The 12,087-nt window shown below is 60.6% G+C and carries 11 protein-coding genes; 8 read left to right on the top strand and 3 right to left on the bottom strand.

The annotated features are described in order from the left end of the window. Positions 1–149 precede the first annotated feature (149 nt). On the bottom strand, positions 150–893 hold the full coding sequence (locus tag EDF56_RS20765; RefSeq protein ID WP_132391120.1) for a dienelactone hydrolase family protein: 744 nt from the start codon (positions 891–893) through the stop codon (positions 150–152). 256 nt (positions 894–1,149) lie between these two features. Between EDF56_RS20765 and EDF56_RS20770 the strand changes: the two genes are divergently transcribed. From EDF56_RS20770 to EDF56_RS20795, 6 genes are all read left to right on the top strand, one after another. Next, positions 1,150–4,140: a response regulator gene (locus EDF56_RS20770; RefSeq protein ID WP_165912299.1), complete on the top strand. Its 2,991-nt coding sequence runs from the start codon at positions 1,150–1,152 to the stop codon at positions 4,138–4,140. Beyond that, positions 4,137–5,069, top strand: a complete 933-nt coding sequence (locus EDF56_RS20775) for a protein-glutamate O-methyltransferase CheR (protein WP_132391124.1) — start codon at positions 4,137–4,139, stop codon at positions 5,067–5,069. The genes EDF56_RS20770 and EDF56_RS20775 overlap by 4 nt, the downstream gene beginning before the upstream one ends. Next, positions 5,062–5,688, top strand: coding sequence for a chemotaxis protein CheB (locus tag EDF56_RS20780; RefSeq protein ID WP_132391126.1), 627 nt, complete (start codon positions 5,062–5,064; stop codon positions 5,686–5,688). The genes EDF56_RS20775 and EDF56_RS20780 overlap by 8 nt, the downstream gene beginning before the upstream one ends. After that, on the top strand, positions 5,685–6,860 hold the full coding sequence (locus tag EDF56_RS20785; protein WP_132391128.1) for an ATP-binding protein: 1,176 nt from the start codon (positions 5,685–5,687) through the stop codon (positions 6,858–6,860). The genes EDF56_RS20780 and EDF56_RS20785 overlap by 4 nt, the downstream gene beginning before the upstream one ends. Further along, on the top strand, positions 6,847–7,287 hold the full coding sequence (locus EDF56_RS20790) for a response regulator (protein WP_132391130.1): 441 nt from the start codon (positions 6,847–6,849) through the stop codon (positions 7,285–7,287). The genes EDF56_RS20785 and EDF56_RS20790 overlap by 14 nt, the downstream gene beginning before the upstream one ends. A 78-nt stretch (positions 7,288–7,365) precedes the next feature. Then, complete coding sequence (locus tag EDF56_RS20795) at positions 7,366–8,304, top strand: magnesium transporter CorA family protein (RefSeq protein WP_132391132.1); 939 nt, start codon at positions 7,366–7,368, stop codon at positions 8,302–8,304. Between the two features lie 227 nt (positions 8,305–8,531). Here EDF56_RS20795 and EDF56_RS20800 read toward each other — a convergent pair whose 3' ends face one another. Then, a complete protein-coding gene (locus EDF56_RS20800) occupies positions 8,532–9,164 on the bottom strand; it encodes a TetR/AcrR family transcriptional regulator (RefSeq protein ID WP_243652744.1) in 633 nt (210 codons plus the stop codon). An 84-nt stretch (positions 9,165–9,248) separates the two neighbouring features. After that, positions 9,249–9,761 (bottom strand): VOC family protein, encoded by a 513-nt coding sequence (locus EDF56_RS20805; RefSeq protein ID WP_132391136.1) that lies wholly within the window; start codon positions 9,759–9,761, stop codon positions 9,249–9,251. Between the two features lie 143 nt (positions 9,762–9,904). Here EDF56_RS20805 and EDF56_RS20810 point away from each other — a divergent pair, with 143 nt between their 5' ends. Next, positions 9,905–10,753 carry an SDR family oxidoreductase gene (locus tag EDF56_RS20810; protein ID WP_165912300.1) on the top strand — a complete coding sequence of 283 codons (849 nt, stop codon included), beginning with the start codon at positions 9,905–9,907 and terminating at the stop codon, positions 10,751–10,753. A gap of 132 nt (positions 10,754–10,885) precedes the next feature. Then, positions 10,886–12,058 (top strand): hypothetical protein, encoded by a 1,173-nt coding sequence (locus EDF56_RS20815; protein WP_132391140.1) that lies wholly within the window; start codon positions 10,886–10,888, stop codon positions 12,056–12,058. The last annotated feature ends 29 nt before the right edge of the window (positions 12,059–12,087 follow it).

Here is a 12,087-nt window from a genome sequence, read left to right on the forward strand (position 1 = left end):
AAACTCGCTTTCGGCGAATTTCCAGACAGCCTCCGGCGACTCGGAAAATGCGGAGAACAAAGAATAAAGAGCGTGATCCGATTCAGCGTTCGGATCACGCTCCAACGAAGATTTATCCGATTCCGGGCCTTGGCACGGATGGCGTCCGCTTACTTCAGGTGGGCATCGAACAGTGCCAGCGCTTCACCCCAGCCGCGTTCCGTGGCTTCCGCGTCGAAAATCGGGAAATCGGGCTTCGTCCACCCATGGGCAACGCCCTCGTAAATCTTGCAGGTATTGGTCACGCCCGCTTCATTCAGCGCTGCTTCCAGCCGCTCAGCCATGTCGAGCGGATAGGAATGGTCATTATCGGCGCCCAGAACCAGCAGCTCGGCCTTGATCTGCGGTGCCAGCAGGTGCGGGCTGACCTCCTTGTCGGTGGCCAGATTGCCGCCGTGGAAGCTGACCGCTGCCGCCACGCGATCGGGGAAGAAGCCTGCCGCAGCAATGGCCATGCCGCCGCCCATGCAGAAACCGACGGTGCCGATCTTGTCACCCTTCACATCGCTGCGGGTGTCGAGATAGGCGATCAGCGCCTCGGTATCGGTGCGACCGGCCTTGTGATTGTCCGTAGACGCCATCAGCGGCGCCACGTCCGTAGCAAAGGCGTTGTTGGCGAACACGTCCTTGGGTACCAGCGCCTCATAGGGTCCATGGCGGTAGAACAGGTCGGGCAACAGCACCAGATAGCCCGCATCGGTCAGGTTCCTGGCCATTTCGAATACGGCCGGCCGGATGGCGAAGGCATCCATGTAATAGATGACCGCGGGCCAAGGGCCCTCCCCTTCGGGCGTGAGCACATAGGTAGTGCAGGTGCCGTCAGCAGTTTGGATCGATACGGTCTCTTGGGGCATAAAGCGCTGTCCTTCGGGGCAGGGAGAAATGGCGAAGCGCATATAAGGGCTGGCTTCGGTTTCGTAAGAGGCCAAGCCTGCCGGTCGACCGAATGACAGATTCTTGGCGATTACGTGACTCTGGCCGCGCTTTATATGCGTACCAAAACCTAAGGTATCATTAGGCAATAAAAGGAACTTTCGATCCATCAACAGGGGCCGGCCACGACGGTTCCCGATGACGCCATCGCGGCCTCCGGCATTCCGGGAGCCTCGCATGACGCCTGCGCCGCCAAGGGAAAACCTGCTTGCCCGCCATGCCACGGCGATTGCCATAGGCGTGATTACCCTCGTTTACCTGTTCGCTGCGCTCATGTTCGTGAGCCAGGATGCCGCGCTCGGCCGGGCGCGCGGCTGGGTGGATCATACTTATTTGGTCCGTAGGCACATTTCCCTCCTGCGCGATCTCTATGAAAGCGCCGGGACCGGGCAACCCGGCTATCTGCTGACCGGAAATCCCGATTTTCTTCAAGCCTATCACGATGCCCTGCGAGACGGCAAAAGCGCCTCTCTCGATGATGGCGGCACGCCCGAACACCGCTCCATCCGGCAGGAACTGGCGCTGCTGCGCAACCTGACGGCCGACAATCCCTCGCAACAGGCCAATCTCGACGAGATGGATGTGCGAAGCCGGGCCCTGCTCGACTATCTGGCCGCAACGATAAATGCGCGCGGACCGCAGGCTCCCGAGCAGCCCGCAGCCGTGGCGGAAGCGACGCTGATCCACGGCCGGTCGCTGATGGAGCGCGTCCGCGAGCAACTCACCATCATGGGCGCGGAAGAGGAACATCTGCTCCGGCAGCGTCAGGAAGTCGACGCCGCCAACCTCGATCACAACAAGTGGCTGATGGGGATCGTTACGCTGATCTCCTATGCCTGCATCGTCCTTGCCGTTTGGCTCTATCAGCGCAGCCGTGCCCGCTCGCTGGCCCAGCAGCTGCTTTACACGCAGGAGCTGGAACGGCGCGAGGAAGAGCTCAAGATGCAGCAGGAAGAGCTGAAAGCCTCGAACGAGGAAATCGAGGCGTCGAACGAGGAGCTTGAGGAAAAGACCAGCGCGCTGGAGGAGCAGAATGAGCGTATCCGCGCCCAGTCGCGCGATCTGGAGGAAGCCAAGCGCCTGATCGAGGAAAAGGCCCGCGAGGTCGAACAATCGTCGAAATACAAATCCGAATTCCTCGCCAATATGAGCCACGAGCTGCGCACGCCGCTCAATTCCCTGCTGATCCTGTCGCGCGGGCTTGCGGCCAACGAGACTGGCAATCTGACGGCCGAACAGGTGGAAGAGGCGCGCGTCATCCATAATGGCGGGCTGGAACTGCTGGGTCTCATCAACGATATTCTCGACTTGTCGAAGGTCGAGGCCGGCAAGATCAGCATCATTGCCGAAGACACCCCCATCGATGCCATGGTCAGTCATCTCAGCCAGAGCTTCGAGCCGGTGGCGCGCGACAAGGGCGTGGCGTTCCACATCGAGCATGACCCCGGCTTGCCGGCGCGCATCAACACCGATGCCCAGCGCGTCGAGCAGATCATGAAAAACCTGCTGTCCAACGCCTTCAAATTCACGGCGCGCGGCTCGGTGACGCTGATCGTGCGGCGCGCCAAGGAAAACGAGGTATTGCAGCGCGCCGATCTCGATCCGGCCAGTACCCTCGCATTGGGCGTGACGGACACCGGCATCGGCATCGGCGAGAGCAAGCTCAAGGATATCTTCGAGGCTTTCCAACAGGAAGACGGCTCTACCGACCGCCACTATGGCGGCACCGGACTGGGCCTGACCATCGCCCGCAAGTTCGCGCAGGTTCTGGGCGGCGAAATCCATGTGCAGAGCGTCAAGGGCGAGGGATCGACTTTCACGCTCTTCCTGCCGCTCGGTCAGGCCCCTTCGGTATCACCCGCTTCCGGGGCCACTCTGCCCGCCGGGGTCGAACTCTCCACTCCCGACGCCGCCGTGCGCGCGCCTGCCATGCGCTTCATCGATGATGACAGGCTGGCGATAACGCCCGGTGATCGGGTCCTGCTGGTCATCGAGGACGATCCCGTCTTCGCCCGCATCCTCATGAAGACGGCGCACAAGCGCGGGTACAAGGTGCTTGCCGCCGGAGACGGCAAGAGCGGCCTTCTCCTGGCCGCCGAACATCCCGTCACCGCCATCCTTCTGGACCTGCACTTGCCCGATATCGACGGACTGAACGTGCTCGACCAATTGAAGCACGCACTGAACACGCGTCACATTCCCGTGCATATCATTTCCGGCGCGGAAGGTATCGAGGCGACGACCCCCATGCGCAAGGGCGCGATGGGCTTCATCGCCAAGCCGGTGGCCGACGAGGACATCGACACTGCCTTCACCCGCATCGAGGCGCTGCTGCGCGCGGAGATAAAGCGCGTGCTGCTGATCGAGGACGATCGCGCGACCGAGACGGCCATCCGCAGCCTGTTGAGCCAGAAGAATATCGAAATCACTGTCGCCGGAACCGGCTCCGACGCGCTGGAACAGATGAAGTTGCAAACCTTCGACTGCGTCATCCTCGACCTCAGCTTACCGGACATGAGCGGCTTCGAATGGCTGAAACTGGCAGAGGGTTTGATCGACGAGGACGGCCGTCCGCCCGTGATCGTGCACACCGCGCGCGACCTGACCGAAGAGGAAAACCGCAATCTCGCCCATTACACCGAAAGCATCGTGATCAAGGGCGCATCTTCATCGGAGCGGCTGCTCGATGAGGTCACCCTGTTCCTGCACAGCGTGGAATCGAGCCTGTCGCGGGACCAGCAAGCGCTGATCCGCATGCATCACGATCCGGATCGGACGTTGAAGGACCGCACCGTGCTGCTCGTCGATGACGACATGCGCAACACTTTCGCCCTCTCGAAAGTCCTCAAGAAGCACAACCTCAATCTCGTGATCGCCGACAATGGGCAGATGGCGCTCGAAAAACTGAAGGAGAACAAGCAGATCGAACTGGTCATCATGGACATCATGATGCCGGTGATGGACGGCTATCAGGCCATGCGCGAAATCCGCCGCAACCGGGACTGGGCCGGGCTGCCGATCATCGCGCTGACCGCACGCGCCATGCCCGAAGAGGTCGACCGCTGCATGGAGGCCGGCGCCAACGATTACATGATGAAGCCGGTGGATATCGACCGGCTCCTGACGCTCTTGCGGGTCTGGCTGTTCCGGCAGGAGAAGGCAGCATGAAGCTGGCCTCCGCGCCGCGCAGCCTACCTGCCGATGCCGCTCTCGGGACCATTGCCGAGGGACCGTCAGCCCTGCTGGCGGGCCCGCAGGCCCCGCGCGAAGATGTCGAATCCATCGAGTTGTCCCTGCTGCTCGAAGCCATCCGCCGCCGCTGGGGCTATGATTTTACGCACTATTCGCATGCCTCGATCCGCCGCCGTCTCGATCAGGCGCGCAGGGCCGCCGGGCTCGCAAACTTCAGCGACCTTCTTTCCCGCGTGCTGCATGACGAGAGCTTCTTCGATCGGTTGCTGCGTTACATGTCGGTCACTGTGACGGAAATGTTCCGCGACCCGCAATGTTACCGAACCGTTCGCGAACGACTGATCCCGGTATTCAAGACCTTTCCGTTCATCAAGATCTGGTGCGCAGGCTGTGCAACCGGAGAGGAAGTCTATTCGCTGGCCATATTGCTGCACGAAGAAGGATTTCTTGAACGCGCCCGCCTTTACGCGACGGATTTCAACAAGGATTCCCTCGATATCGCCGAAAAGGGCATCTATCCCCAGCGCGCCATGGATGCCTATGCCGCGAACTACCATCAATCGGGCGGACGGGGCGAATTCTCGGACTACTACAGTTCCAGCTACGATTTCGCGCGAATGAAAGGTTTCTTGCGCGACCGGATCATCTTTTCCTACCACAATCTGGTAACCGACGGCATCTTTGGCGAGATGAACCTGATTACCTGCCGCAATGTACTGATCTATTTCGACAAGACATTGCAGGAACAGGTCCTTCGATTGTTCACGGACTCCCTGCGCCATGGCGCTTATCTGTGCCTCGGCGCCAAGGAAAGCCTCAACTTCTCGGCGGTCAAACCGCTTTATGAGACGCTGGATAGTCGCCAGAGGATCTACAAGAAACGGGGGCTCGTCGCACATGGCTGAGCCGCGCTACGAAGCCGTAGTGATGGGCGCATCCGCCGGCGGGCTTCAGGCGCTGAAATCACTGCTGTCCGCGCTGCCGGAGAGTTTCCGCCTTCCGATAGCGATCGTCCAGCATGTCGACGCCAGCGCGAAAAGCTATCTGGCCGAGATACTTTCCAGAGATTGCAAGCTCGCCGTCACCGAGGCCGAGGACAAGGCGGATTTCCGGAGCGGAACGGTCTATCTGGCGCCCACAGGCTATCATCTGCTGATAGAGCCCGATTGCAGCCTGAGCCTGTCGGTCGACGAAAAGGTGAATTACTGCCGCCCGGCCATCGATCCGCTGTTCGAAAGCGCCGCAAATGCCTTCGGACCAACCCTGATCGGCGTCGTGCTCACGGGCGCCAATCAGGACGGCGCGCGCGGCTTGCAGCACATCCGTACTCGCGGTGGGTGCGCCATCGTGCAGGACCCGGAGAGTGCCGAATCCCGGTTCATGCCGCGCGCCGCGCTGGACGCAGGGCCGGTGGATCACATCGTCCCTCTGTCCGAAATCGCCCCGCTGCTCGGTGCGCTTGAGGGTCAAACATTACCGACAACCGGCAGCAAGAAGGCCGGAGCGAAGGGAGGCCTGAAATGACCATCGCGACTCTCGCGAGCGCACCGAAAGCCGCCGGGTCGACGGTCATCGCGGAAGCCCGTCCGAAGATCCTGCTGGTCGACGACCGCTGGGAGAACCTTCTGGCCACGGAAAAAGTGCTGAAGTCGCTGCAAGCCGACATTTTCAAGGCCTCATCCGGTAATGAGGCGCTTTCACTGGTGCTGCGGCACGATTTCGCCATTGTCCTTCTCGACGTGCAGATGCCCGAGATGGACGGGTTCGAAACCGCCGTGCTGATGCAGGAACACGAAAGCATGGCGGGCGTGCCGATCATCTTCGTGACCGCCATATCCAAGGAAGACAAATACGCCTCGCAAGCCGCCGCAATCGGCGCGGTCGACTATATCTTCAAGCCGATCAATCCCGATATTCTGAAGAGCAAGGTCAAGGTCTACCTCGATCTCTACGTACAGCGCGAACAGATCCTGCATCTGAACGCCACACTGTCGCAATCGAACGAGGAACTGGAACGCTTCGCCTATATCTGCTCGCACGACATGCAGGAGCCCGTGCGCATGATGAATGCCTTTGCGGGCCTGTTGTCCGAGACGTCGGAAGAGACGCTTGACGAAGGGGGTAGGCGGTATCTCAACTTCATTCTCGACAATGCCCGCCGTATGCAGAAGATGATCAGCGATATACTGACATTCTCCCGCGTGGGCCGCGAGGATATTCTTCTGGAAACAGTAGACTGCGGTGCAATTCTGGATGAAATCCTCTCCGAATTCGAGGATGCCATTCAAGGCAGCTACGCCGAGATTGTCTATGATCCCCTGCCCAGCGTGGAAACCAGCTCGACCCTGATCCGGGTCCTGTTCCAGAACCTGATCGGCAATGCGCTCAAATTCCAGAATGGCAGTCGCCCGCCCAAGATCACCGTCGCCGCCACGCCGGAGGGACGTTTCTGGCGCTTTTCGGTCAGAGACAACGGCATCGGCATCGACGAAAGCTTTCGCACGCGCATTTTCACCATCTTCCAGCGGCTGCACCGCAAGGAAGACTATCCCGGCACCGGAATAGGGCTCTCAACCTGCCGCAAGTTCATCCAGCTTTGCGGCGGCGAAATCGATTTTACGTCGGCGCCCGGTCAGGGCAGCACATTTTATTTCACGCTCCCGCGCAAGGAAGGCCGCAGTCATGAAGCCGTTTAAGATACTGCTCGTCGAGGATAACGAGGGCGACGTGGAGATGACCCAGCGCGCGCTTAACAGCGCCGAGCCGCCTTGTTCCCTCTCCATCGCCCATGACGGCGTGGAGGCTCTCGAACTTCTCGGCCTTGAACCCGGCCCGGCTTCCGATGGCAAGGAGTCTCCTCCGATCCCGCAGCTCATTCTGCTGGATATCAACATGCCCCGGATGGACGGCAAGGAACTGCTCGACGCCGTCAAATCGGATTCCCGACTGCGCCATATTCCAGTGGTGATGTTCACCTCTTCGGAATCGCCCTCCGACATCCGCGAATGCTACGAGCGGCACGCGAGCTGTTATGTGGTGAAGCCTTTCAACGGTCGCAAATATGCGCAGGCCCTGCACGACGTGGTGAATTTCTGGAGCACGACCAGCCGATTGCCGAATTGAGCGGGAACTCTTCCGCTCACCTGGAACGTTGTCCAGATCCAATTGTTGTTCCCGTGTACCGTGCCGCGGGAGAGCAACATGCTGAGATCGTTCCCGAACGGGCAGGATGAGCGCAACGCCCAGTGGCTCGATCTGCTGTCACCCGATGAGGGCGAGCGGAACATGGTCCGGGAGCGCTATGGCATCCATATCCCGGATCTGGACGCGCTTCGGGAAATCGAAACGTCGAGCCGCCTCCGCGCCGACGGCCACATCCTTTACATGAGCGCGCCGCTGATTGCGGGGGTCGATACCGGGCATTGGCAACTGGCGCCAACCGGCTTCATCTTTACGCCCGAAGTGCTGGTCACGGTTCGCTATGCCGAGTTGGCGACATTTGCGTCCGTTGCCGACGAGTTGCGACATGCCCCGCAGCTCACCTCGGCGTCCGCGCTTGCGGCATTGCTGGAAGACATTGTCGACCGTGCGGCGGACCATCTCGAACACGCCTCGGAAATCGTGTCTCAGGCCTCTCAATCGCTGTTCTTCGAGGAGACCACCAGACAGGGGCTCCGGAGAGAAACGCGAAAGATCCGCGAGATCATACGCAACATGGGCCAGGCGAGCGATCGCGCGTCCCGTGCACGTTATGCGTTCCTGAGTATCGGGCGCATGGTGAGCTTCGTTCTCGATCGCTGCACGCCGAAGCTCGATCAGGCGATGCAGGACAGGCTTGAATCGCTGCGCCACGACATCAACTCGCTCGACGAGTTCGAGACCAGCCTGGGCGGCCGTATCCAGCTTCAGCAGGACGCCGCGACGGCCTTTATCAGTATCGAGCAGAATGACGTGGTGAAAGTCCTGACGGTCGCGTCCGTGGTGGGCATTCCGCCGGTGCTTGTGGTTGGCATTTACGGCATGAATTTTCATGTCATGCCCGAACTGAGTTGGCGGTTAGGTTATCCCTTCGCGCTCGTCCTGTGCCTTGTGTCGACCATCATTCCCTATCTGTGGTTCAAGTGGAGGGACTGGATTTAGGAGCGTCACCATCTTTTCAGAGCCATGCTCCACGACCGCCCCGAAAAACAAAAGCAGCCCCCCAAACCCCGTCATCCCCGCGAAGGCGGAGATCCCGCTTCTAATTGCATAGCGCGAGGTCGCAAGAAAGCGGGGCCCCCGCATTCGCGAGGGCGACGAAGCGATATACCGATTGCTCACGATCCATTCGAGCGTGGAGCACGTTGATGCCTTCCAAATAAGGCGCTCTATTCGGAATTGGCGCTGATACCGTCGAGCACGAAATCGATGATCGCAGCGTTGATATCGTCATCATCGGCCAAGCCTTTCGGAAACAGCACGTCCTTGAACATCACACTCGCAAGGACCGCTCCGAACGACACCCTGACCATCAGACGCGGATCGACGCGCGGCTTTTCCCCCACGCGCTGCTCCTGTACCTGCGCGCCCTTTTCGAAGTAGGCATTGAGGCTGTCGATAGCCTCGGAACCGGTCGCATCCTGCTGGCCGTAATTGCTGGCGGTCAGCACGGCCAGCAACAATTGCGAATGCTCCGAAAGGAAGCGCTGCAATTCGGTAATGTACAGTTCCGCGTTCTCGCGCCGGGTGCCCTTGTTGGTGCTGCCGACCGCATGGCTGGAACTGAAGCGTTCGAGATGGTCGTTCAGGGGGCGGAACACCGCCTCCCGAAACAAAGCCGCTTTCGACGAGAACATCCGGAAAAGCTGTGCTTCGGTAGTTTCCGCCTTGCGCGCGATGGCCGCCGTGGTGGCGCCGGAATAGCCGCACTGCCTGAATTCCGCCTCGGCCGCCTGAAGAATTCGGCTGGTCACTTCCTCGGAGGTGCGCCGTTTGCGGCGTGCAGGCTTCGTTGATTCCACGGGGGCTCCAGTTGTTCGTGTCGGCATTCGCCGATTACGCCAGATGGTCCCCCGAAGGAAACCTGTAGATCGAACAGGGCCCGGTCATTGCCGGGGCACGGATTCGAAAAACGCGATCCCGGTGGGATTGGCGAAGAGATATTCCAGATAGTGCCCGAGTTGCGGCACATCGACGAAGCAGGCGTCGAGCAACGGATTGCTGCTGCGATAGGGAATATCCCAGCCATTCAGTTCCGCCTGTCGCATCACACCATCCCATTGCTCCTGGTCATGAATAAGAAAGCCGAGGTGGTGATGCCAGATCTTCACGCCTTCGCCGGCGGGCTGCCGGCTCATGTAGATCGCCGAGCCCGGTCCCGTCGCCTCGATCAACTCGTACATGATGGAGCCGACCCACGCCAAATCGGCCTTGATGTAGCCACCTGCCGCAAGCGGCCCCTCCAGCCTGCGGAATTCGCGAATACCCAGACCTTCGGCAAAGAACTCCCGCGCGCTCTCGATATCGTTGGTGGCGTAGGCCATCTGGAAATGCTCGGCGCGGAGCAGGCCCGATCCGGTATCGAAAGTTCCACCCTGCCTTGCGAGCTTGAAATCCATTGACGCAACACTCCCCTATCCGATTGCCTTCGGCACATTATGATAGTGTATGCTATCTATCTTGCATCGCCAATAGCGCCGCCGTAATGAGGAACGCGAAAGCCGGTGGCCAAACCGGCAGCTATCGGGATGGGAGTGAGCGCATGGTGCAAGGCTTGGATGGGCTGGGATATCGGGGCAAGACCGTGGTCGTCACGGGCGGAGCGTCCGGCATGGGTGAGGCAGTCGCCCGCATTCTCGGCGAACTTGGGGCCCTGGTGCACATTGTCGATATCCAGGCGCCCAAGGTACCCCATGCCGGGTTCCACGCCTGCGACTTGTCCGATTTCGCGCAAGTCCGCGCTACGGCCGAGGCGCTCAAGGCGCTGGCGCCCATCGACTTTCTGTTTCCCTGCGCCGGATTGCCGCCCCATGTGAAGGGCGCGCTCTATTGCATGCGGGTCAATTACATCGGCACGCGGTTGCTGGTGGAGCAGCTCGTCCCCTCGCTGGCCGATGGCGCCGGAATAGCGCTGATCTCCTCGGACGCCGCGATGGGCTGGCAGAAGAACCTTGCCCAGAGCCTTGAAATGCTGGCCATCTCCGATCCCGACGAAGCGCTGGCATGGGTAGAGGCCGATCCCGCGAAGCGCCTGCGCGATGGCTACACCACGTCGAAGGAAATGCTGGTCGTCTGGGTCCAGAACGCAGCGGTTGCACTGGGCAATTCCCGCCGCATCCGCTTCAACGCAATCGGCCCCTGCCCCACCAAGACGGCGTTCATGGAACAGTCCGCCGACGTGCTGAGCCAAGAATTCCTCGATAGCTGGCCCTACCCCTCGCTCGGCCGGATCGCGACGGCAGAGGATCAGGCATGGCCGCTCATCCTGCTGAACAGCCCGCTCAACGGCGCGGTGACCGGATCGTTTCTCTATACCGATCAGGGCTTCGCCAGCGGCGTCATGACCGGGGCGATCGATCCCTCGTTCATGATGGGCAGCCAAAAGAAGTAAGATCGCTGCAGCGTAGAGAGATCGGGCATCGGCTGCGGAAAATCGCTTGCCGGAAGCGCGTTCACGAAGATAGATAGTTATCACTATCTTTTATGACGCCGGTCCGGGCATCGGCAGGGAGAGGCTACCGTCGTGGAAATCGAACCAACGCTGCTTGCCTATCTGACCGATCTTGAAAGCGCGGTCGTCAATCTGGACAAGACATGGCGGCCGGACGATCCCGCCTACCGGGCAGACGTCTATCGCCAGACGATGACCAGCCTGTCCTACGCCTATTTCGCGTATTTTCACGCCACGCCCGAACATCCGGACTGGGCGCCGCTTTGGAACCCGGTCTACACGCTTCAGCCCAATCCGGACGATATCTACGTCCAGTCGCCGATCCGGGGCGACCTGACCTACCGGATCTCCGGCAATCGCGGCACCTGCAAGATCCTCTCCTTCACCAGCCAGAAGGTGCAGTCCGGGTCGGTCGACGAAATGCCCCGCCCCAATGGCCACAACGAAGTGGACGACAGCGATCTTGGGTTGGAACTTGGCGAGGATTTCTCGGTGATCTTCAGCACCGAACGCCCGGCCGGCTACGAAGGCAAATGGGCGAAGATCGATCCCGAGGCAGGCTATCTCTACTTGCGCTATCGCAGCTACGACTGGCTGAACGAAGTGGACCCGCGCCTCTCGATCGAGTGCCTCGATCCCGTCCCGCCCAAGCCGCGCCTTTCGCCCGAGGAAATCCTGCGCCGCATCCGGGAGATGGCGAAATTCCCCGGCCGCAAGACCAAACTCTACTATCCGATGCAGAACGGCGTAAAGGAACGGGTCGGCTTCAATGTCTTCGAGCCGATCCGCATGCCGGGCGCGCTGGTCAAGCAGGTCTATTGGCCCGCCTGCTTCCAGTTCGAGCCGGACGAGGCGCTCATCATCGAGACCGATATCCCGGCCCGGGCGCCGTACTGGAACATCCAGCTCAACGACCCGTACTTCAACGCACTCGAATACGTCTATCGGATTTCCAGCTCCAACGGGCACTATGCGAAGCTCGGCACGGACGGAAAGTACCGCGCGGTGATCGCGCTGGAAGATCCGGGCGTGCCGAACTGGCTCGATCCGGCGGGCTATACCGAGGGTGGCATCTATGGCCGCTGGTACGACTGCGACAGCGAGCCCACTCCAACGATCACCCGCGTCAAGCTTGCCGACCTCCGCGCACATCTGCCTGCCGATACGCCGGTGGTGACACCCGAGGAACGCGCCGAGGAACTGCGCCAGCGCGTGCGCGCCTGTCAGCGGCGGCGGCGCTGGTAACCACGCCTGCGCAGCTGGAAAAACAGGGA

Origin of the sequence: Novosphingobium sp. PhB165 (genome assembly GCF_004341845.1) — a bacterium.
GTDB lineage: Bacteria > Pseudomonadota > Alphaproteobacteria > Sphingomonadales > Sphingomonadaceae > Novosphingobium.